The organism is Bombella sp. ESL0380, from assembly GCF_009725805.1.
In the GTDB taxonomy this organism is placed as follows: domain Bacteria; phylum Pseudomonadota; class Alphaproteobacteria; order Acetobacterales; family Acetobacteraceae; genus Bombella; species Bombella apis.
The window spans coordinates 70,163-91,850 of sequence record NZ_WNIH01000003.1; the positions used below are offsets into that span (position 1 = coordinate 70,163).

General features: G+C 60.4%; 22 protein-coding genes. 6 read left to right on the forward strand and 16 right to left on the reverse strand.

The genetic code is table 11. The features are described 5' to 3' along the window. Positions 1–25 precede the first annotated feature (25 nt). Positions 26–217, forward strand: a complete 192-nt coding sequence (locus GM608_RS01535; protein WP_043562128.1) for a hypothetical protein — start codon at positions 26–28, stop codon at positions 215–217. 56 nt (positions 218–273) lie between these two features. On the opposite strand, the gene GM608_RS01540 is transcribed toward GM608_RS01535, so the two are convergent. Genes GM608_RS01540 through GM608_RS01565 form a run of 6 tightly spaced genes read right to left on the reverse strand, consistent with a single transcriptional unit; the run spans position 274 to position 5,203 of the window. Beyond that, the gene (locus GM608_RS01540) at positions 274–795 is read right to left on the reverse strand and encodes a DUF4054 domain-containing protein (RefSeq protein ID WP_333644869.1); all 522 of its coding nucleotides are present in this window, start codon (positions 793–795) and stop codon (positions 274–276) included. A 10-nt stretch (positions 796–805) separates the two neighbouring features. Beyond that, on the reverse strand, positions 806–1,219 hold the full coding sequence (locus GM608_RS01545; RefSeq protein ID WP_181005249.1) for a hypothetical protein: 414 nt from the start codon (positions 1,217–1,219) through the stop codon (positions 806–808). 3 nt (positions 1,220–1,222) lie between these two features. Then, positions 1,223–2,248 carry a hypothetical protein gene (locus GM608_RS01550; protein ID WP_052349250.1) on the reverse strand — a complete coding sequence of 342 codons (1,026 nt, stop codon included), beginning with the start codon at positions 2,246–2,248 and terminating at the stop codon, positions 1,223–1,225. Positions 2,249–2,304: 56 nt separating this feature from the next. Continuing rightward, on the reverse strand, positions 2,305–2,805 hold the full coding sequence (locus GM608_RS01555; RefSeq protein WP_249085349.1) for a hypothetical protein: 501 nt from the start codon (positions 2,803–2,805) through the stop codon (positions 2,305–2,307). Positions 2,806–2,840: 35 nt separating this feature from the next. After that, the gene (locus tag GM608_RS01560; RefSeq protein WP_086441370.1) at positions 2,841–3,770 is read right to left on the reverse strand and encodes a DUF2213 domain-containing protein; all 930 of its coding nucleotides are present in this window, start codon (positions 3,768–3,770) and stop codon (positions 2,841–2,843) included. After that, positions 3,767–5,203, reverse strand: a complete 1,437-nt coding sequence (locus GM608_RS01565; RefSeq protein WP_154980962.1) for a DUF1073 domain-containing protein — start codon at positions 5,201–5,203, stop codon at positions 3,767–3,769. Before GM608_RS01565 ends, GM608_RS01560 begins: the two co-directional genes overlap by 4 nt. 36 nt (positions 5,204–5,239) lie before the next feature. Between GM608_RS01565 and GM608_RS01570 the strand changes: the two genes are divergently transcribed. Continuing rightward, entirely contained in the window at positions 5,240–5,371 is a 132-nt protein-coding gene (locus GM608_RS01570) for a hypothetical protein (RefSeq protein ID WP_256462226.1), read from the forward strand. A 12-nt stretch (positions 5,372–5,383) separates the two neighbouring features. Here the strand turns inward: GM608_RS01570 and GM608_RS01575 are convergent, their stop codons facing one another. From GM608_RS01575 to GM608_RS01590, 4 genes are all read right to left on the reverse strand, one after another. Continuing rightward, the gene (locus GM608_RS01575; RefSeq protein ID WP_227449774.1) at positions 5,384–6,613 is read right to left on the reverse strand and encodes a PBSX family phage terminase large subunit; all 1,230 of its coding nucleotides are present in this window, start codon (positions 6,611–6,613) and stop codon (positions 5,384–5,386) included. A gap of 14 nt (positions 6,614–6,627) precedes the next feature. Next, the gene (locus tag GM608_RS01580; RefSeq protein WP_052349176.1) at positions 6,628–7,086 is read right to left on the reverse strand and encodes a hypothetical protein; all 459 of its coding nucleotides are present in this window, start codon (positions 7,084–7,086) and stop codon (positions 6,628–6,630) included. Beyond that, entirely contained in the window at positions 7,076–7,480 is a 405-nt protein-coding gene (locus GM608_RS01585; RefSeq protein WP_086431794.1) for a hypothetical protein, read from the reverse strand. Before GM608_RS01585 ends, GM608_RS01580 begins: the two co-directional genes overlap by 11 nt. Before the next feature lie 299 nt (positions 7,481–7,779). Next, the gene (locus GM608_RS01590; RefSeq protein ID WP_248630325.1) at positions 7,780–8,427 is read right to left on the reverse strand and encodes a hypothetical protein; all 648 of its coding nucleotides are present in this window, start codon (positions 8,425–8,427) and stop codon (positions 7,780–7,782) included. Positions 8,428–8,672: 245 nt separating this feature from the next. Between GM608_RS01590 and GM608_RS01595 the strand changes: the two genes are divergently transcribed. The 3 genes from GM608_RS01595 (at position 8,673) to GM608_RS01605 (ending at position 11,538) form a co-directional block, all read left to right on the forward strand. Continuing rightward, positions 8,673–9,437 carry a LexA family transcriptional regulator gene (locus GM608_RS01595; protein WP_166651630.1) on the forward strand — a complete coding sequence of 255 codons (765 nt, stop codon included), beginning with the start codon at positions 8,673–8,675 and terminating at the stop codon, positions 9,435–9,437. 95 nt (positions 9,438–9,532) lie between these two features. After that, entirely contained in the window at positions 9,533–10,585 is a 1,053-nt protein-coding gene (dinB, locus tag GM608_RS01600; protein ID WP_249079264.1) for a DNA polymerase IV, read from the forward strand. Between the two features lie 116 nt (positions 10,586–10,701). Then, the gene (locus GM608_RS01605; RefSeq protein ID WP_043561701.1) at positions 10,702–11,538 is read left to right on the forward strand and encodes an aldo/keto reductase; all 837 of its coding nucleotides are present in this window, start codon (positions 10,702–10,704) and stop codon (positions 11,536–11,538) included. Between the two features lie 65 nt (positions 11,539–11,603). Here GM608_RS01605 and GM608_RS01610 read toward each other — a convergent pair whose 3' ends face one another. Beyond that, positions 11,604–13,601, reverse strand: coding sequence for a type IIA DNA topoisomerase subunit B (locus GM608_RS01610; protein ID WP_408863021.1), 1,998 nt, complete (start codon positions 13,599–13,601; stop codon positions 11,604–11,606). A gap of 41 nt (positions 13,602–13,642) precedes the next feature. Further along, on the reverse strand, positions 13,643–14,179 hold the full coding sequence (locus GM608_RS01615) for a hypothetical protein (RefSeq protein WP_081562618.1): 537 nt from the start codon (positions 14,177–14,179) through the stop codon (positions 13,643–13,645). A 261-nt stretch (positions 14,180–14,440) separates the two neighbouring features. On the opposite strand from GM608_RS01615, the gene GM608_RS01620 reads away from it, so the two are divergent. Beyond that, entirely contained in the window at positions 14,441–15,049 is a 609-nt protein-coding gene (locus GM608_RS01620; protein WP_248630326.1) for a hypothetical protein, read from the forward strand. Between the two features lie 128 nt (positions 15,050–15,177). On the opposite strand, the gene GM608_RS01625 is transcribed toward GM608_RS01620, so the two are convergent. The 4 genes from GM608_RS01625 to topA all read right to left on the reverse strand — a co-directional run bounded on the left by GM608_RS01625 (position 15,178) and on the right by topA (position 21,665). Then, entirely contained in the window at positions 15,178–16,323 is a 1,146-nt protein-coding gene (locus GM608_RS01625) for an OmpA family protein (protein ID WP_043561026.1), read from the reverse strand. 171 nt (positions 16,324–16,494) lie between these two features. After that, positions 16,495–16,848, reverse strand: coding sequence for a DUF1491 family protein (locus GM608_RS01630; protein WP_154980966.1), 354 nt, complete (start codon positions 16,846–16,848; stop codon positions 16,495–16,497). A 34-nt stretch (positions 16,849–16,882) separates the two neighbouring features. Continuing rightward, positions 16,883–18,760 carry a S41 family peptidase gene (locus GM608_RS01635; protein ID WP_333644873.1) on the reverse strand — a complete coding sequence of 626 codons (1,878 nt, stop codon included), beginning with the start codon at positions 18,758–18,760 and terminating at the stop codon, positions 16,883–16,885. 178 nt (positions 18,761–18,938) lie between these two features. Next, a complete protein-coding gene (topA, locus tag GM608_RS01640) occupies positions 18,939–21,665 on the reverse strand; it encodes a type I DNA topoisomerase (RefSeq protein ID WP_333645104.1) in 2,727 nt (908 codons plus the stop codon). Between the last annotated feature and the right edge of the window lie 23 nt (positions 21,666–21,688).

Consider the following 21,688-nt stretch of genomic DNA (forward strand, 5'->3'; position numbering starts at 1 on the left):
GCCAGTGAGACAGGAGTAAGATCGTATGTATGGTGCTGTAACCGGCAAGGCCGTGCTGTTTGCCGTGGTGCTGATCCTGTGTCTGCTTTCTCTGACACGGACCATTTTCCTGATGATGCGGGCCGGTGATGGCAAGCGTATCACCTTCGGTACGCTGGTCCATCTCGTGGTGCCTTTCCTGTTCGCCTATGTTGTCTGGAAGCTGCTCTGGCACTGAGAGCGTCAGGTGATGATGGAAGACGGCCCACCCTTCTGGGGTGGGCCGTTTCCGTATCAGGGCCAGAGGTAGGCTGGATGTGCCTGGCCAGGCAGGAAGCGCATCTGGCGGAGGGGGGCCGTGGCCTGCCAGAAGATCAGTCCATACTGTGTCTGGCTGAACCACCCGGCCTGCCTTGGCAGGGTACTGCCATCCAGTGTGATGGAGACGGCCCCCCGTGTGGCGGAGGCGACCCGTCCGACTGGCGGTGCCGCTGGCGGGCTGCCGGTGGCCTCACCAGACTGGGCTGGTGTTTCGGTGGCGAAGAGCTGCGCTTGGTGCGCTACCAGCAGCCAGAGCAGCGTCCTGCGTCGTGTCATGTCCCGGACAGGGGAACGGCCCGTATTGTTGAGGATCAGTTCTGCCAGCTGGAAGAAGCTTTCCGCCTGCCCGGCACTGACATGCCCGACGAAGGCCGGATAGGCGGCGAGCCAGTCCTGATAGGAAAAGGTAACCTGCCCTGGGGGGGAGGAGTCCGTCATGGTGGCATTGTCTCCCGGTTGGAGGCCCGTGCCGTTGGGCTGGAGGGCATAAGGCACGGGCGGGTGGTCAGGCTGTTTTCTGCATGGGGGTGACACCTTCGGCCAGGGTGGTGTTGTCAGCCCCTTCCAGCCCCGTGCGGTCCTTGGCCAGTTCGGCCATGGCATTGTCGGCACGGGCGGGCGTGGTTTCGGCAAAGATGATCTTCCGGGTGATGAGGTCGCTTTGCCTGTTCTGTTCCAGCCAGGCTTTCCAGAAGTTGGTCGGCACGGTGGTCCGTCCCGCCCGCCCGAGCAGACGGTTTTCCACCGGATGGTAGAGCGGGTCCTGCCGGATGCCATTCAGCAGTATGGAGGACCGGGCCTGTGGCGGAGTCATGACGGGGGCCGTGGCCTGTGTCCGTTCGCTCAGGCTGGAGAGGTCATGCAGGTCGAGCCGGATGCCGGAAGGCAGACGGCAGAGGACGGTGACAGTATCGGCCATGGTTCAGATTCCTGTCATGGTGACGCAGGCCACCGGGTAGAACCAGATGGTTCCCCATGTGCCCTGGGATTTTTTCTGGCGGATGTAGGAGCTGTAGCGTTCGACCGCATGGGCACGCAGCTTCTCGGTAAAGGCGGTGGTGACACTTTCCTGCCCGTCCACCTCCCGCAGGAAGAGCTGCATCTGCGTGACCTTGCTGAGACCACCAGACAGCGTACTGCCGGCTTCCGGCAGGGTCTCGATCTTCAGGTTGGGCAGGTTCTCCCGCAGCAGTTCACGAAGGGAGACACGGAACTGGTTCGTGTACAGCAGGCACTGCTGCCGCTCCGTCGGAATGACGAGGGTCAGGGGGCTTTCCAGCGTGACATTTCCGCCCATCTGTTCGGAAAGCTGCTGGAAGGCCTTGAGAATGTCGGCATAGACCTGCATCGGGTCGGTCATGCTCAGCCAGTCGCTGCTGCCCGTTGCCGCTCCGGAAGGAGCAATCTTCGGGGTGGGCTGGATGGCCGGTGGCAGGGCCGTGTCATTGAGGGCACCACGCAGCTGGAGACCTTCCATTCCGAAGAGGCTGATGCGGTTGCTCGTCTTGTTCAGGATGGAGATGGACGCCTCATTCTTGCGGGAGACCCAGTCCAGCCGTGCCGCCCCCATGCGTTCCGCCTCCCGTTCTCCCCAGCGGGTCCATGTCTGGAAATGGAAGGACTGCCTCTGCACCCAGTTGGCGTTGACGTCACTGTCCCCGGAGCTGTCATAGTCCCCGTAGGAAGCTGTCTGGCCGGAAAGTTCGACAAAGGGGAATTGTGCCGTGTCCGTCAGCCAGTCGCCTTTCTGGCCCTGGCCATAGATGGCCTCGGCCCGGATGGGTGTGATGAGAGCCTTGATGGTGCGAGGGTCGGCATAGGTGGAAAAGATGGACGGAATGCCGGAATTGGGAGCCGTCACGGCGCTGTCGAAGGCCATGGCGTGGTCAAGCACGCCATGAATGCCGAAGTCACGTTTCAGCATGGCGGAAGAAATGGAGTGGGGCATGGTGATACCTTGCTTGTGGTCGGGAGCGGAGAAGGGGCGGGCGGGTTGAAGAGGGGTCAGGCCGTCATGGGGTGCATGGGGCCGGAAATGATGATCGGTTCTCCCGCACTGCCGCCACGGGAGACCGTCCAGCCTGTGGCCACGGTTCCCTGCGGTGTGTTGCCTGCCGGGGCCGTCTGGAGGCTGCCGTCACCTGTGGAGGCATAGACGGCCTGTCCCGCCGTGGCTGCCGTGCTGGCCACGGCCCAGAAGTCTCCGCCCTCAGCAAGGCTGGCCATGAAGCCCTGCGGCAGGGTCATGGTGGCGGACTGGAGATACTGCGTCGTCAGCCCCTGCTGCGAACGGTAGAGGAAGCCCGCCGGTGTGGTGGTGCCGGTATGGCTCAGGCTCACGCCGTCTTCATGACGCCAGACGAAACGGGCAATGGTCAGCCCGCCCTCTCCGGCGATGAATCCGCCTTCCGGGGCGATGGCCGTGCGGATGGGGTTGGCACTGGCCGGGGCTCCGGGAAAACCCTGCGGCCATGTGTAGGAGACAGTCTGCTGGAAATCGGACATGGATGTGCTTTCTGTAAATCTGGGCAGGGATGGGGTCAGTAACGGCGTGGGGCCGTATACCCGGTGGCGGTTTCATCAGCGGCAGGAGCGTGCGTGATGGGTGGAGTCATGGCCTCCAGACGGGTCTGGACGAGGGCATGAAGACCGGCCTGATTGATGGCGGCGAGACTGTCCGCTGCCATGCCGGACTGCCGGAGGGCATAGCGGTAGACGTCATCGGCACTTTCCATGCCATGAACCTCTCCGACCAGGGGGCGGACAAGGCGGCGTGCCTCCTCCGTGGCCTGGCGCAGGGCGCGGTCGGCGGAAAGGGCCTTCTGGATGGCCTCGTTCAGGGCAGATTCCGCCTCTTCATGGTGGGGTGCCTCGGCGGTGGGCGTGTCGTCTTTCCGTGTCATGGTGGTGGCTGCTTTCCCTGGGGCTGAAGAATCATGGACCAGCACGTCAGGGCCGGCCCGTCCTTTTGTTACGAGGGCAATATGGTTTCCCCGGATGTTGACCATGCGTCCGTCATAGGGCTGGCCCTCATGGGTGCCCGGTGTCATGTCCGCCTCATAGGCGTAGCCGCAGGATAGTTCCTTCTGGTCACCGGACTGGATGCGGGTGATGGCAGGACCATCAAAGATGACCATGCCGACCGTCAGGTAGGGGCTTTCGAAGCGGGCATTGTCCATGGTGGAGCCGACCGTCAGCTCCCTTGGGTGGGCATCCGCACTGGTGGGGACGTGTTCCTCCAGAACAGGCAGGGAGTTGAAACTGTCTGCCGCCTTTTCCAGTTCTTTCGGGTCCCGCAGGAGGCGGTAGGACTGGTCCGGGTTCAGGCCCAGCCGGGCATGGTCGGGAATTTCCCGCCCCTGATAGAGGCAGATGTTGGCCTTGCTGATGGGGGTCCGTTCCACACGGAGGCGTCCGTTGTCATCAAAACTGCGGACGGACCCGGTGCGGTCATAGGCGAGAATGGTCATGAGGCCTCGGATGGCTGTGGTTGTGTGGTCTGCTGCCAGAGGGGCTTGAAGGTGATCTCCAGCGCAGGGTCGGTGTCTCCCCAGAGGTTGAGCTGGATCAGGGTGAGCAGGCGGCTCAGCACGGGCCGCATGTGGGCTTCCTGAAAGGCGGCGATCTCATCGTAGAACACCCTGATTTCTCCAGCGGAGGAGGCGTTCAGCCCGTTGGGGGTGATGCCGAAGAGCTTTACGAGCGGTATGCCGGGTATGGAGGCCATGGCTTCCATGGCCTGGGACTGGAGGTCGGCAAGCCCTGTCAGGGGTGTGGCCACGATGGATACATCCTCGTTCTGCCGGTCGGCCACGATGATGTCCTGTCCTTCGGAAATTTTCTGCATGAAGGAGGCCCGCCCCGTGATGGAGGCTGTCGGGTCGGCCTCGTCGCTGGTGCCGGTGGCCATCAGGCCGCCCATGTCGGTCTTCAGGACAAGCCTGGAGAAATTGGTCGTGATGTTGCTGATGCTGTTGCGGGTCCGCAGGAAGTTGTGGACATAGGGGCGCAGCTGCTGTGTCAGGCTCATCCCGCCGAAATTGAATGACGGTTTGAAGAGGTCGGATACGCCATAAGGCACCATGCTGATGAGCCTGTCCCGATGGACAAGGCTACCCTGCACCCACCAGTTGCGGGGCCGGTAATAGTCATCCTGCAGGGGAGAGTCGGCATTGTAGGCGTTGGGCGTGGTCCAGACCGGTTCGATGTTTTTCAGCCCGGCCAGAGTTCCCCTGCGGACCCCGTGGGGGGTGAGGGGCAGCGGGAGTGTCTGCCCATAGGTCGTGCGGGGCGTGTCAGCCATGTTGAGCCAGATATGGCCGATGCCGTAGAGCAGGCTGTCCAGAATCTGCTGGTGCAGAAGCTCGCGGACATTCAGCCGTTTCATCTCCACATCCAGCGCATGAAGGCGGGCTGCGGGATCCGACGGAAGAGCCGGAGAGGGATGGTCTGGGTTGTGCGTGCTGAGGCTGATCCATTCCCGTGTGGCTTCCCGTGCGATGACATCACAGGGTTTGCGGAACTCCGCCCGCTGGGCCATCTGGGCGAGGGTCGGATACCCCAGAAAACCAAGCCCGTCGGCCATCCATGATGGCTGGGCTGCCGTCTGTCCCATAGCCCAGCAGGCCATGTCCATCATGGCCGTGGGGGCAGAATCCATGCCGGGCTGGTCATGCCCTTCCGGCACGACGCCCGGTGGTGGCCGGTAGGGGGAGAATGGCGTGGCTGTCTCTCTGTCATCGGGTGTAGGGATGGTGTGGGAGGCCCGCCACAGGCGGGTCAGCCAGTGGGGACTTGTCTTCCCGGCCATACTGGTGTGACGTGGAGCGGCGGGTTCCTGCCGGGGGCGTGCGGTTGTTGTGGGCTGTTTTTCAAACAGACGGGTGAGAGAAAAACCGGGCATGGGTAAGGCCTATCTGTAACGGAAAGGAGACGTGTCATGAGATGGATCGACTGGAAGGCATCATCACAGCGTATTGCCGGACGGATGCTTCTGCTGGCCCTTCTGGGTGGGCTGATACTGGGGGGAGCCGTAGGGGGATGGCTGGTCTGGGCGCTGGGTCATCCGTGAGAGCCATGTCCATCAGGTAGGTGGTGCAAACCGTGAGAAATCCGGCAGGGGGGACTGGTTGGTGATGAGGCCATCCAGAGCGTAACGCAGGGCGTCGATGTAATGGTTGTTCGCATCTTCCACCTGCGGGAGGACATCGCCTGTCAGCGGGTCCGACCTGTAACGGTAGAGGCGGAACTCACGGACTGTCTGCTGGCAGCGGGGATGGATGCGGATGGACCGGAAGGAGCGCAGCCTCTCGATGCCATCCTGTACGCTTCCGGGCCATTTTCGGGCGGCACTGATGCGGAAATGATGGCGGGTGCGAAGGTAACTGATCGTTTCCGGCCGGGCACCGTCTGCCCGGATGGGCCAGTGGCGGATGCCCGGTATCCTGTCGAACAGGGCAGGCAGGTGGTCCAGTGGAATGTGGGTGCCGCCTGCCTCATGGTCGATATGGAGGATGTCCTCGTGAATGAAGCAGCGTATGACGGCTGTGGGGTCCCGTGAGAAGCCCCAGTCCACTCCAAAATGGAAGCGGCAGCTGCTGGGGGGCCGGAACTCTTCAACCGTGATGCGGTCGGGGAAGATGAGGGCTTCGTGATGCAGCTGATAGCCTCCCTCCCAGATATGGCCATAGTCCTGTGGTCGCAGATGTTGATCCCGTTTTCGTTCCTGGTCCAGAACATTTGGGAACCACGGATTGTCTGACCAGTTCGCCCGGATCGTGATGAAGGAGGGGTCACCTTCCGTGGCAGGATCACGCATGAAGGCATCCACAGGGTCGGAGGGATGATTGGGATTCCAGCTGAACCAGAGTTCGGAACCGGGCTGGCGGATGGTCGGGCGCAGGAGTTTCAGGGACCTGGCCGAGAGGGACTGCGCTTCCTCCACCCAGGCGATGTTCATTCCTTCCAGGGATTTTATGGTTTCGGCATTGTGGGACTGCATCCCCTGGAAGAGGATGACACCGCCGCCGGGTGTACGGATTTCCCTGTCCAAAACTGTGAAGAGGTGGGACAGGTTCAGGCGTGCGATGGTGTCCCGGAGCAGCTGGTGAACGGAAACAGTCAGGGATTTCTGGATTTCCCGGATGCAGACCGCCCGCAACCCGGGGCGCAGTGTGGCCTGTTCGATCAGCATTCCGGCAAAGAAACAGGACTTCCCGGAACCTCGTCCTCCCCAGATGCCTTTATAGCGGGCAGGCTGTAGAAGGGGCGCAAAGGCCCGGGGTGTCATGATGGTGACCCGGTCTGTTGTCATGAGGCCCCTGCATTTTATTGCGGTGATGTGTCCGGTGGTGTTGTGCCCGGAGCAGCGGGATCAATGATGAGCCGCTGGATGGTGTGTACGGGGCCGCCATCATGCCCGGCATGTTCCATGGTTTGCCGGTCACCATACCGCTTTGGGGCACGGCGGGCCATGATCCAGCGGAGCATGTCGAACCTCAGCTTGTGGAAATTGACCGTGGCCGCATCAGCTTTTTCTGGCATGGCCCTGATATGGGAGAGGATGGTGCTTTCCAGACTGTCGGCAGACAGTTCCCGTGCCCGGCGATAACGGGGCAGGAGGGCCGGATGTTTCTGGAGCCAACGATAGAAGCTGCGCAGGGTGGGGCGCTGTGCGCCGGAGCAGATGTCATGCAGGGGAGTGCCGAGCATGAGGTCTTCCATCATTTCATCAAAGAGTTTCTGCGAGAAGGAGACAGGCTTTTTGCGGGGCGTGTCATGAGACATGGGTCGCATGGAGGCGGTTGCGGGCATGTCTGCCAGAGAAGAAGGGCAGCCTGTCACTTTCCAGAGCGTTGACCTGCAGTTCCCGGTGTGTCCGGAGGCGGAGCTGGGTGAGGGTGAAGGCGGAGAGACTTGCAGGCTGGGGGGTGACGGCCTGACGCTGCTTGAGGAAGGGAATGGCCCTGACGACCGCATTTTGTTTCAGTCCCAGAATGAGTTCATCCCTCCATGTCAGAGGAATGTCGGCCCTGTGTGTCAGGGCTGGAGCTTCGTGGATCGGGCAGAGAACAAGACTGTTGCCCTCTTCGGCAAGAACGGTGCAGAGGCCGCGTCTGGTCAGAACGATGCGGCCGCGGCCGAGCGGCTGCCCGGCGGGGGAGGAAGGCATGTGAGCCATGGAAGAAAGTCCGTTTTTAATGAATGCAGGTGCCGGGCATGGAAGCCGGATCATGCATGTCCGGCAGGATGGGCCTCGGTGGTGCAGTGGAGGTGGATCATGGCGCATGGGGTCGCACCGCCAGGAAGGGCGGTGGTTTGCGGAATCCATCCTGAAGGGAAAGAAAAGCTGTCTGTCTTGGAACAGCAGTCATGAAAAAAGCCGTACACCCCTCTGGGCGCACGGCTCGTGATGATGTCCTTTTTATAGGATAAAGCGGGTAAGCTGTCAACAGGAAAAAAGCAATCCGGGTGCCATGGTCAGTTGCGGAGTTCCGCAGCCGTGATCTTCCGGGGTTTGTTCAGGATGATCTCGCCATGCCGGATGATCTTCTCAAGACCTTCAGGGGCCAGATGATAGCGTCTGGACAGGGTCATCATGTCGAGCCCTTTGCGATGTTCCCGGGCAATGGTGACAGCCTGTCTGGCTTTTTCGCGTCTCTGTCCCTGCCAGAAGGCGGCCAGCATTTCCAGTGTGGCGGCGCACTCTTCCGAAGCCTTTTTGCGGGCACTGTCCGGGTGCAGATCGGGATAGAGTTTGGAGCCGAGGGAAGAAAAGGACCAGCCGAGTCCCAGCATGTTCACGAGCAGCTGGTGTCGGGCCCGTCCTGCATGGCGGCGGAAGGCGTTCAGCCGCCCCCAGGCTTTGCCCTGCAATGCATTGAAGGTGAAGACATTCCCCGCCTGTGCGGGGGCGCCGCCATTTTTCATGATGTCGAGATAGCCGTGTTCGGCCAGCATCCAGTCCTTGACCCACTGTTCTGCTTCAGAAATGACATCAGCAGTCAGACGGGAGGAGAGGGCACCAAGAGTGTTGGCACGGCGGCGCCTGCGGCCGATGATTTCATAATCGGGCTTGCGGGTCCGCTCCCGGGTCGGGGTGGTCGTGATGTGCGTGATGCGAGACAAAGGAATTCTCCCGGAAAACTGCGTTATGGTCCGTAATGGGGCATGGCCCCATGACAATCAGGTCATATGGAAAGGATGAAAGCAGTGAGGGTATTTCTTCCTTGGCAGATTGAGTGTCGGAGAGCCTCCTGTAAGGAATTGCTCTGAGGATGCGGGGATATACCCTTAAATGTCAAGAAAAATTAACAGGACCTAGGGTGTCCCCTGTCTGGACATACGCAGGAAAGAGGGATAATCCCCGTACCATGTCTATTGAATCGTTGTTGTCGCATCTGGATTCCCTTCTGGCGGCCCAGGGATTGTCCGACAGGCGGGCCTGTCTGAAAGCCCGTGAGATCAATCCTGCTGTTGGTGTGGATTTTTTGCGGGACATGCGTCGGCGCAAACATCTCCCCCGTACGGACAAACTGGCAGCCCTGGCCCAGGTGCTGGGTGTGCCGGTTGGTCCGCTGGTAGCAGAGATCAGCAGGTCTGAAGAGCAGAAGACAGTCGAACAGCCAGCGCCGTCTCCTAATCTGCCTGTTTCGCAGGTGCAGGTCTGTGGTGAGGTGCAGGCCGGGGTCTGGAAGGAGGCACATGAATGGCCTCTTCCAGACCAGTATGCGATCACCATTCCTTACGATGCAGCCTATCCCGGTCTGAAGCGATACGGGTTGATGGTGAAGGGGCAGTCCATGAACCGTGTGTTTCAGGATGGTTCGGTGGTTATCGTCATCAATTTTTCCGAGCTGGGACGCCGGCCCCGTAATGGGGATTATGTGGTCGCCATGCAACGTTCCAGAGTGTCGGATGGTTTCGAGGCCACCATAAAGGCGGTTCAGGTCAAGGAAAGCGGACAGATGGTTCTCTGGCCCCAGAGTACCGAGCCGGAGTTTCAGTCACCGATCATCCTGCCTGCACCGGGTGATACGGTCTGCCACAGCGCTGCTGAGAGCCCGGATGTAACCATCCTTGCGCTGGTTGTCGGCAGTTATGTGCCGATGCCAACGGCATCTTTTCAGGGATCGTGAGAGGGGCTGAGGCAGGCATGTCCCATCCGGCGGGGTTGGAAAGGGTGAAAGAGGGTAGGGCTGATGACGCTGCGAGGCGGATCCTGCATGTGGACATGGATGCGTTTTATGCTTCCATCGAGCAGCGAGACAATCCGGCTTTACGGGGCAGGCCAGTGGCTGTGGGGCGTGGGTCAGGTAGAGGTGTCGTGGCCGCTGCTAGCTATGAGGCCCGTGTCTTTGGTGTACGTTCCGCTTTGCCCTCGCACATGGCACTGGAACGTTGCCCGGAGCTGATCTTCGTTCCTCCCCGTTTTGACGTCTATCGTGCTGTCTCGGCTCAGATTCATGCCATTTTCCGGCATTATACGGCGCTCATACAGCCGCTGGCGCTGGATGAGGCCTATCTGGATGTTACGGAACAGTGGCCTCCTTATGGATCTGCTACAGCCGTTGCTGAAGCCATCCGGCGGGATATTCGGCAGCAGACAGGGCTGACGGCTTCAGCGGGGGTATCGTATAACCGTTTTCTGGCCAAACTGGCTTCGGGGCAGCGAAAGCCCGACGGGCTTTTTGTGATTTCTCCCCGGCAGGGCGCTGCTTTCGTGGCGGATCTGCCTGTGGAGAAATTCCATGGTGTGGGGCCGGCGACCACGCGGCGGATGCATGGTCTGGGAATCCACACGGGAGCGGACCTCAGAAAATGGACAGTACCGGAGTTGAGGCAGCATTTTGGCAGTTCAGCCCAGTTCTATCATGATATCGCCAGAGGTCAGGATCATCGCCCGGTAGAGGCCAACCGGCCCAGGAAGTCATTGGGAACGGAGACAACCTTTCCGCATGACGTGGCTGAATGGGACAGGCTGGCAGCGACGTTGAAAGCGATTGTCAGCAAACTGGCTGCTGGCTGTGCGCAGAAGCGCCTTGCCGGACGGACCGTTACGCTCAAGTTGCGCTATGCCGGATTTCATACGGTAACCCGGGCTCGCTCAATGGCTTTCCCTGCCGCCGATGAGTGCGTATTGCTGCCAGTGGCTCTGGAAATTCTGCGCAGTTTCTTCCCGCTGGACCGGCCAGTGCGACTGCTGGGACTGACCATTTCCTCGCTGGTGTCGTATGAGGACCGTTCCCTGCCGGTACAGATGGGTCTGTTTGAGCAGACTGTCTGATTTCCCGGGAGTGCATGGAGAATGGCTTGCCTGATCTTTCGGGAAGAGCGAGGATGAATGAACCGGCGGCACTGGCTGGTGGTCAGTGCCGTGTCGCCCAGAATCAGGGAGGGAACATGAGTGATTTTCCCAAGGATGCTGCATCCTGTGTACAGCTGAATGATGGTCATGCCATGCCGTGGATCGGGCTTGGTGTCTGGGAAACACCGCCTGATGAAACAGCTGATGTTGTCAGAACAGCCATAGAGCTGGGCTACAGGGCCGTGGATACGGCCCGGCTGTATCGCAATGAGGCGGGAGTTGGCGAGGGGCTGAAAGGGCACCCCGCCATGTTTGTCACAACCAAGGTCTGGAATGACGAGCAGGGTTATGATTCGACCCTGAAAGCTTTTGATGAGAGTGCCCGTCTGCTGCAGCGTGATGTGGTGGATCTCTACCTCATTCATTGGGCAATGCCGCAGCAGGGACTGTATGTGGAGACGTGGAAGGCTCTGATCGACCTGCAGAAACAGGGGCGTGTCCGGTCTATCGGCGTGTCCAATTTTGAGAAAGATCACCTCCAGCGAATCATGGATGAGACAGGTGTTGTGCCTGCCGTCAATCAGATCGAGATTCATCCTTTCTTCCAGCAGGAGGAGTTGCGGGCTTTTCATAAAAGCGTGGGAATTCAGACCGAAGCGTGGCGTCCTCTGGGCAAGGGGACTGTACTGAACAACGAGCTGATTGGTGATATTGCCAGACGCCACGGCAAAAGCCCGGCACAGGTGATTCTGCGCTGGCACCTCCAGAATGGGGTGATCGTGATTCCCAAATCAGTTCATCGGGAGCGCATGGCAGAGAATCTGGACCTGTTCGATTTTGTCCTGCCCGAGCAGGAGATGGCGGCGATCGCCACGCTCCATAGGGCGGATGGCCGCATGGGAGAGAATCCGGCGAATCCGGTATTCGGCTGACATGGAAGAGGCGCATCCTGTTTGTGGGATGCGCCTCTTCCTGTTTCCGGGGATGCTCGGGCGTGTCAGATATCGAGAAGATTGACCGACTGGGCCTGCTCCTGAATGAACTGGAAGCGCAGCTCAGGCTTGCGGCCCATGAGGCTCTCGATCCGTCTGCGGGTCATCAGGTTGTCTTCTGTCGGGACGGTTACACGCAGGAGTGTGCGGCGTGCAGGGGACATGGTGGTTTCCTTGAGGTCGGAAACCGGCATTTCCCCCAGCCCTTTGAAGCGTGAAATTTCAACTTTGGCATTGGGCTTGAAGTCCGTCTTCAACCTGCGGTCACGGTCGAGGTCGTTCATGGCGTAGACGGTCTTGCTGCCATGAGTGAGCCGGTAGAGTGGTGGCTGCGCCAGGTAGAGGTGCCCCTGCCGGACGAGGTCCGGCATCTCCCGGAAGAAGAAGGTCATCAGCAGGGAGGCGATATGGGCGCCATCCACGTCAGCATCTGTCATGATGATGATGCGGCCATAGCGCAGTTTTTCAAGGTCGAGAGTCTTGCCAAAGCCACAGCCAAGTGCCTCGATCAGGTCTTTCAGCTCCGTATTGGCCAGCAGTTTTTCCTGTGTGGCAGAGGCGACATTGAGTATCTTGCCCCGCAGGGGCAGAACGGCCTGTGTTTCCCTGTCACGGGCCTGACGGGCAGACCCCCCGGCTGATTCGCCTTCCACGAGAAAGATTTCCGTCTCATGGGCATTGCTGCGGGAGCAGTCTGTCAGCTTGCCGGGCAGACGCAGGCGCTTTGTCGCCGTTTTGCGGGTTGTTTCACGGGCTTCACGGCGGCGCAGGCGTTCTTCTGCCCGTTCGACCATATAGCCGACCAGACTGTCAGCCTGCTGGGGATTGCCCCCCAGCCAGTGGTCGATCCGGTCCCGCAGGGCACCTTCCACGAGGCGGCTGGCCTCCTGTGTGGTCAGCCTGTCCTTTGTCTGTCCCTGGAATTGTGGGTTGCGGATGAAAACGGACAGACGGGCATTGATGGTGCCCAGCACATCTTCCGCCGTGATGGTGCTGGAACGGCGAATCTTGCGCTGGTCCCCCCAGTTGCGGAAGCCTTTGACGAGTGCCGCCCGCAGGCCGTTCTCATGGGTGCCACCCTGCGGTGTGGGAATGGTGTTGCAGTAGGAAATGAGAGCGCTGTTTCCCTGGTCGAGAAAGGCAACAGCCCACTCGACACGCCCACCGGGTTGGCCATCGGCAGCCACAGGCAGCTCAGCCTCACCAGCCCAGAGGGGGGTAAGCAGGGCAGGTGAGGGACCAAGATCAGCCGTCAGGGCATCTTCCAGACCATTTGGATAGGCGATGATAGCTTCGGCTGGTGGAGCATTGTCCCCTTTCAGAAGTTCCGGGGCACAGGACCATGTGATGCTGACCCCCCGGAACAGCGCTGCCTTGATCTGGCACTGGCGGTACAGACGGGCCGGGGAGAAATGCAGGGGGCCGAAAATGTCACTGTCCGGGGTGAAACGCACCATCGTGCCACGCCGGATGGCAGGTTTTGTGCTTTCTAGCGTACTGGTTGGCAGACCACGGGAGAAAGTCTGTCGCCATCCCTTGCGGTTGCGGTAGACCTCGACTTCCAGATGGGAGGCCAGTGCGTTGACGACAGAGCTGCCCACACCATGCAGACCGCCTGATGTGGCATAGGATTTGCCAGAGAATTTCCCCCCCGCATGGAGCGTGGTGAAAATGACCTCAAGGGCTGATTTTTTCGGGAAGCGGGGATGGGGGTCAGTCGGAATCCCACGGCCATTGTCACGGACCATCAGGGTGTGGGCGTCTTCCAGACAGACCTCGATGGTCGTGGCATGACCCGCCACGGCTTCATCCATGGCGTTGTCAATGATTTCGGAGGCAAGATGGTGGTAGGCCGCATCGTCCGTACCCCCGATATACATGCCAGGGCGACGGCGTACGGGCTCCAGCCCTTCAAGGACCTCAATGGCCCCGGCATCATACTGTTCAGCTGGCTGTACATGGGAGGGGGCAGGTGTGGAACCCTGCTCGAACATATCGGCCATCCTGTGATCCTGTCTGTCGGGGCGTGGGGAGGGGCGGGAGGTCAGCCCCGGCGCCTGCGGCGGCTCGTGGCCCGGTGGGGAGGCTGGGGTGCCGTGCAGCTTTCGTAGGAAGAAGGCTGAACAATATCCTTGGCCTCGGCATAATGGGCGAGGTCGCTGTTCGAATCGTCCAGCGCCTCGATCTCGTCATACATCGGCACACGTTGGGCACAGAAGGCCGTACCGGACTTCAGCCCCCCCAAGGACTGCACATCCGCCAGCTGGGTGATGTAATCATCATGTTTTTTCTGCGCCTGGCGGCCAAATGTCCGGTGGAAATAGGAATCCAGCCGTCTTTCCGATTCTGTCAGGATGGGGCGGAAGCGTGTGATGAACTGGTTGTAACGGTCCTGCGTCTGGCAGGAGAGAGCCGTCACCATGAGTTCCGATTTCAGACCAGCCAGATTGAAGGCTGAATGGTCTTCTGCCGAAGAGTGGCAGGCTGCTGCCCATGAGGCAGGGGCAATGGCAAAAAAAGCCGCAGTGGCAAGGGCCAGTCCAGTCCTGGAGAAGGACAGGCCGTAGGACAGAAGAGACATATGAAAACTCCCGCTGACAGGTTCTCTGCCTATATCATGGTCATTTGGGAAAGTCTGCCCTGAGACGGGCAATTCTTTGGTGGATATGGCCGTGTAATGATGAAGGAAACGTTAAATATAACTGACAGAGAAAGAAATATGGAAGACCTCATTCTCATGATGGTGCTGAAAGCGTATCGTGCGTTCTGAAAACTGGCGGATTGCGGGCAGGGGCCTGGATGCGCCTTTTTTATCTGTTTTTAGTTTTCTCTGGAGTGGACTGTGCAGCAGAGCAGTTTTCTAGTGCGGGCAGGGGTTGTCGGTGCAACTCTTCTGGCCCTTGGCGGGTGTGTCGGCCAGCAGTCAAGGGGGCCGAGTGGCATCGAGATTCCTCCCAATCCTTTTGCCAACGAGAAGCGGGCTGCTCATTGTGAGGTATCGCCTGTGCAGACAGACGCCACGGGCCGCATGAGTGTGAGCATGACGGTCAGCGCTGGTGATGGCGGTACCTGCCCGTTTTCCATCAGCAAAGGGGGTGGAGGCAGTTACGTGTCTTTTGGTGTGGTTCCTCCGCCGGAGAATGGCAGGGCCTTTCTGTATAATTATGATAACCGCACATATGTGGAATACACCCCTGCGGCGGATTACAAGGGGGCTGACGGCTTCACCGTGGAGTTGATTCCTGCCCATGCACAGCCACGCCGTCAGCTTCAGGTCCGTGTGCAGGTCGAGCCGGCTGTCGTTGCAGCTGCCCCTGCCCCCTCTGAGGAACCGGGCAAGAAGATGGCCGAATCAACTGAGAAAAAGACGCCTCAGGCTGTCCATCATGCGACCTCCCGAACGGTGCATCATGCCGTCAGCAGGCACGCTCCGGCAGCCAAGACGAAGTAACAGGGCGTAGAGACCTGTCAGAAAAAACGGGCCGGACACACTGAATACGTGTCCGGCCCGTTTTTTGAGAGAGCACATCAGGATGTCTGACCGGCAGGCGAAGGCCGGTCAGACTCTGAAGTACCTGTTTACTGGAAGTCGATTTCCACCCGGCGGTTCTGCGGTTCTGCCGTACCGGGGCGGGTGGAGACCAGTGGCTTCGAATCACCAAAACCGTGAACCTCGATGACGCCAGCCGGTACGCCATCGCGGATCAGCTCTGCCTTGATGGTCTGCGCACGGCGGAGAGACAGGGCCATGTTGTAGGCTTCAGCCTTCCGGCTGCCAGGACGGACAGCCGAAGAATCGGCATGGCCATTGACCTGGATCCGGGTGAACTGGGCTGATGTGGAGTTGCGGGCAGCTGTTTCCACGATGGCCCGCGCCCGGTCGGACAGGTTGGCACGATCCCAGTCGAAGAACACCAGATAGGTGCGGACGGGGGCAGGTGCCGGGGTGGAGAGGGTGGGGGCTTGTGTCGGTGGCGGCGGAGCCGGGTTGAACTCATAGCGCAGCCCGAGCATCAGGGAATGGTTGAAATCTGTCCGGCTGCCACGCTTGCCGCTGACGGGTCCACTGTCGGGGGCAGCGATGTTGTAGGATGCTGTCGTGAAGTGCCTGTGGCGGCCCGTGATGGTGTAGAAGCGATATTCCATTGTGGTGGAAAGGCCAACAACCCATGGCACGGGCAGTGAAACACCAAAGATGCCCTGATAGGCAAAGCCGCCTGCGCTGTCACGGGTCCGCTGCCTGTAGCCCCTGTCTGCGCCTGTCCCCTGGATTCTGGTGTTCGTGAACTGGCTTCCATAACCGATACCAGCCCCGAAATAGGGGTAGATCCAGTTCTGGCCGATATCCATGTCAAACAGGGCATTGGCCATGCCCCCGTATTTCTGCTGGTGACCATGGGCTGTGCTGCTGAAGCCGGGGGAATGGAACCGGGAAAGGCGGTTGTTGCGGTAGTTGCCCTCCACTTCCACACGGAAACCGTTCCCCAGTCCCCAGCCGATGCTGCCCAGCCCGGTGATGCCTGTCGCAAAGTCGTCCCGACCATGCGCAAAGAGCTTCGTGTGGGGATTGACGGTCTGGGACTGGTTGAAGCTCGCCCCCGCTGCCCCGCCGACATAGAGGCCACGGACAGGCTGTGCCCGGGCCGCACCAAACGCCATGACTGACAGGCAGGCGGCACAGGCGCTGCGGGCCAGCAGTGATGTAATGGAGGGGCGTGCGGTCATGTAATTACTCTCCAGCCAGACAGGTGGCTACCCTTTTCACTGAAAGTGACAGTAAACGCAATGGATTGCCGGGACATACCTGTGCCGTTTGCGTCTGAATCGGGAAAAGATGTGTCCTATGTGTTACAGGTGGATGAGGCGTCGGTCGGCCCCCGGGGAACATGGGGCTGGTCAGTCTTCATGGCTGAAGCGGCGTGTGGTGATGTCATGCTCCAGCGGGTGGGTGCTGTCTAGGACATCAACCTCCATGATCCAGAGGTCAGGGTCGTACCGTTTCTGCCGTTCCAGATAGGCATTGGCCTGCATCATGGCACTTTCCGTGTCGCTGTCCTCAAAGGTCTGGCGCAGCCATGTCGCACCCTGTTCCCGTAATATGGCGATGCGTCCATCCCGGCCATTCAGCATGATGAAGACACTGCCAGCATCTTCGTCACCTTTACGGACCAGAACGGCCATCAGGCCATTCTGGTTGAGGTGCCTGAGGGTGGCACGGACCCAGAATCCGGTTTTCAGGCCATGGAACATGAGTCTGGTCTCCCTGCCAGATGGTGCATAGTCGTCATGGGGTGGTGTTGGCCGCCGGGTGAATTGCCGTGTTGTCCGGCAGATGCAGGAGGGCAGCACGATAGGTGTGGGGGATGATGAAAAGTGCCAGAGCGGCGGAGATGTCGGTCGGGCTGGCAGCGGCAGGGGGGCAGACCTGTCGCAGGGCACGCCGTGCCGCCTCCGGGCTGTCTGTGTGGATGAGGCGGGACTGGCGCAGGGCATCGGTCATGAGGGACTGGTCAGCACGAAGCGCTGCCAGCTGGTCCCGGAGGGAAAACTGTCCCTGGGGGCTTGTGCAGAGCTGGGGCAGGACCCCAAGGTTCTGCAGGGCCCAGCCTTGGGGAGCGGTGATGTGTGCCCATGTCAGGGACAGGTGCCCCCCGTTGGGCAGGGTGGAAGAAATCTGGACCATGCCTTTGCCAAAGGTACTGCTGCCGGTCACAACGGCCCTTTGCTGGTCGGCCAACGCTGCTGCCAGAACTTCGGCTGCACTGCCCGTATCCTGGTCAACCAGCAGGGCCAGCGGGGTATTGTTGGTCAGATCCCCGCCCTGGATGCTCCAGACGTGATTGGCTTCCGCCGCCCGTCCTTCGGTTGTGGCGATCACGCCGTGGTCTAGGAAGAGCGCCGCCGTCATGACCGCCTGTTGCAGGATTCCTCCATGGTTCCCGCGCAGGTCCAGCACGAGGCCGGGCAGGGTGGGCGCTGGTGGGGTCCGGCCGTCTGGAGGGTGGGGCAGACTGCTATTTGGGGGTGTTTCTGGCAGGAGCGTGGAAAGATACTGGCTGACTTCTTCGGCCGTCCGGCTGGAAAAATGGGTGACCCGCAGGATGGGGAACCGCCCGGCCTGTTCAGGGAAGACACTTTCTTCTGCCATGCGCCCACGGGTGAAATTCCTGATGAGATGATGTCCGTCCTTGGTGCGGAATTCCAGCTCCACCGTACTGCCAGCAGGGCCAGTCAGCATGGCCTGGAGGGCGGGCAGGGCCATCTGGCGTGTGCTCTGGTGGTCGAGGCTGGTCAGGCTGTCTCCCGGTATGATTCCGGCATCCCATAGAGGGCTGTCGAGGTTGAGGGCTGCCACGACAGGGAAATGGGCTCGTGTCCGGCGGAGGGTCAGCCCGACGCTTGCTGCGGGTTCGGGTGGGGGCTGGGCAGGCGTGACGGCATCAGACTGGCTGGGCGGCGGTGGAGGAGACTGATAGCGGGAATAGGGGTCCAGCCTGGCCAGAAGGCCATTGAGAAAACGGCTCAGCAGGGTTTCATCATTCATGAGCTGGTAGGATGGCACATCACGTCGCAGGAGCGTGATGAGCTGGAGGCTCAGATGGCTCCAGCCGGTCACGTCGTCCTTGCCGGGTGTCCGGACAGACAGCAGAGGGTGCCTGTCATGGAGCAGGCTCATGTGAGCCGGGCTGAACATGGTTCCGGGCTGGACGGCGAGGGTGAAGCTGGATGATGGCGCCTGCCCATGGTCCGGCTGTTGTAAAGGCTGGGGGACTTCCAGCAGGGCCTGCATCCCCCAGAGGCAGAGTTCCTGCGGTGTGTGCGGGGTCAGCGTCCGGGGAAGCATGAATGTAAGGGCGGTTGATAATGTCAGCTCTGCCAGCCGGTCTTCATCCGTGAATTCCGGGAGAGCCGGAGCGGTGGGGACGGGGGTGGGTCGGGAGGAGCTGCCTGTCCCTGCGGGTTGGGATGTTGTGGTGGTGATGGATCCGACCGGAGTGGAGGAGGGTGCTCCAGGGCGGCCGGCAAAATGGTGGAGCAGCCGGTTCCAGAAAGGATGGGCCTGAACAGGCTGGGCGATGGCAGAGCCGACTGTCAGCACGCCGGACAGGGCAACCCCGGTGAAGGCTGTGCAGACGGGACGCAGGAGGCGAACTGGCATCATGAAGGCGATGGACCGGACTGGTAAGAAAAAGGGAAGATGAAAAGCCGGGACACTGTCACATGGTTTCTTTCGGGGACAGAGGCCGGGCAGGGCGGATCGTGCCCGTCGCGGGCCGGGGGCGTGCCATCATGGAAGACACATCCCCCGCTATTATGCCGCATTCATGGAAGAAGGGAAATCAGAAAGGAAGGTCATCCTTGCTGATGGGCGCCTCTGGTGAGGTTTTGCTGCGGCTGCCGGTTTTTGTGGTTCCGCTTTTTGTCGTTTTGGCTCTGCTGGTTGCCTTCCCTGTCGCTGCCTTTTTGGTGGCCGTTTTTCTGGTCGTGCTCTTCGCCGTAGTGGTTTTTCTGGTCGTGGTCTTTTTGGCGGCCGTTTTTTTCGTGGTTGTCTTGCGGCCACCTTTCAGCGGTTTGCCTTTTTCATCCAGCAGGGTGAGGGCCTCTTCCAGCGTGACGTCATCCATCGAGTCCCCTTTGGGGAGAGTGGCAATGGTCTGGCCATGCTGCACATAGGGACCAAAACGTCCCTTGCGGACCATGACGACCTCACCATCCTTGGGGTGCGTACCCAACGTGCGGATGGAAGCCAGCTTTTTGGCCAGAGCATCAACGGCCCGGTTCAGGCCGATGGTCAGCACGTCATCATCCTTGCTGAGCGTGCCGTAGATGCTGCCCATCTTGACGAACGGTCCGAAACGGCCAAGACCGGCCGTGATCATCTCGCCCGTTTCCGGGTGGGGGCCAACCTCACGGGGGAGGGAGAGAAGGCCGATGGCTTCCTCAAGGGTGAGCGTTTCGCCGTTACGGTCCTTGGGGATGGTGGCCCGTTTTGGTTTGGCCTTCTTGTCTTCAGGGTCCGGCTCGCCACGCTGGACATACAGCCCGTAAGGCCCACGACGGAGGGTGATGTCCTCGCCCGTGGCAGGGTCATGGCCAAGCAGGCGCATACCGTCCGGTAGGGCAGTCTCCTCGCCATTATCAACCGCCAGGGGGCGGGTGACACGGCACTCCGGATAGTTGGAGCATCCCAGGAAGGCTCCATGCCGCCCCAGCTTGAGGCCCAGCCGTCCATCAGTGCAGGACGGGCAGCTGCGTGGATCACTGCCATCCGGTCGGGGTGGGAAGAAATGGTTGCCGAGGTCCTGGTCCAGCGCATCAATGACATCAGAGATTTTCAGGTCTTTTGTCTTGGCAACCGTGGCCGAGAAGTCGTTCCAGAAGGCGGACATGACATCATGCCAGTCAGCCCGGCCATCCGAGATGTCATCCAGCTGCGTCTCCAGCGAGGCCGTGAAGCCCGTATCCACATAACGCTGGAAGAAAGAGGTGAGAAAAGCCGTGACCAGCCGCCCCCTGTCTTCCGGCACGAAGCGTCGGGCATCAAGGCGCACATAATTGCGGTCCCGCAGGACGCTGAGGATGGAGGCATAGGTGGAAGGCCGCCCGATGCCGATTTCTTCCATCTTCTTGACCAGTGATGCTTCGGAATAGCGGGGAGGTGGCTGGGTGAAGTGCTGTTCGGCTGTCACGTCCTTCGTGCCCAGCTGGTCGCCTTCCTTCATGGCGGGGAGAAGGCGGTTCTGGTCATCATCCCCGCCTTTTTCCTTGTCATCATGGCCTTCGATATAGAGCTTCAGAAAGCCGTCAAAGGCGATGATGGAGCCGGTGGCCCGCAGCAGGGTCTGCTCCTGTTCATCACCGATGGTGACGGCTGTCTGGTCCAGCTCGGCAGACTGCATCTGTGAAGCAACGGAGCGCTTCCAGATCAGTTCATAAAGGCGTTTCTGGTCCGCCGTGAGCACGGAGGCGACAGAAGAAGGTGTACGGGACACATCGGTAGGGCGGATGGCCTCGTGGGCTTCCTGTGCGTTTTTTGCCTTCGTGGTGTAGGAGCGTGGCTTGCCCGGGCAGTAATCTTTGCCAAAGGATGAGCTGATATGGGAGCGGATGGCCTGCACGGCCTCCGAGGCCATGGTGACGCCATCGGTACGCATGTAGGTGATCAGGCCGAACGTCTCGCCATTCAGGTCCACACCCTCATAAAGCTGCTGGGCGGTGCGCATGGTGGTCTGTGCACTCATGCCCAGCTTGCGGGAGGCTTCCTGCTGGAGGGTGGAGGTGGTGAAAGGCGGTGCCGGATTGCGGCGTGTCCGCTTCCGCTCGATCTTCCGTACGCTGAGGGCGGAGGAGCGGACCAGATCACGGGCCCTGTGGGCCATGTCCTCATTGGTCAGGGCGAACTGGTCGAGTTTTCTGCCTTCAAGATGGGTCAGTTTTGCGGTGAAGTCCGCCTTGGCGGGAGTTGTGAAGAGACCTTCCACACTCCAGTATTCCCGGGGTTTGAAGACCTCGATTTCCGCTTCCCGTTCGCAGATCAGCCGCAGGGCGACAGACTGCACACGCCCTGCACTGCGGCTGCCCGGCAGTTTGCGCCAGAGAACGGGAGACAGGGTGAAGCCGACCAGATAGTCCAGCGCACGGCGGGCCAGATAGGCATCAATCAGGGGGCGGTCCAGCGTACGGGGGGCCTTCATGGCCGCAGCGATGGCGTTTTTGGTGATCTCGTTGAAGGTGACCCGCTCGACCTCAATATCCTTGAGGAGCTTTTTTTCCTCGAGGGCACTGCGGACATGCCACGAGATGGCCTCACCTTCCCTGTCCGGGTCGGTGGCGAGAATCAGTTTGCTGGCCCCTTTGAGAGCCTTGGCAATGGTGGCAATCTGTTTCGAGCCACGATCATCGGTCTGCCACGACATGGCGAAATTCTCGTCAGGGCGCACGCTTCCATCCTTGGGAGGAAGGTCCCGCACATGGCCGAAGGAGGCGATGACGGTATAATCGCTGCCGAGATAACGGTTGATGGTCTTTGCCTTGGCAGGGCTTTCTACAACCACAACATTCTTCACTGCCATGAGTCTTTCCCGGTCTC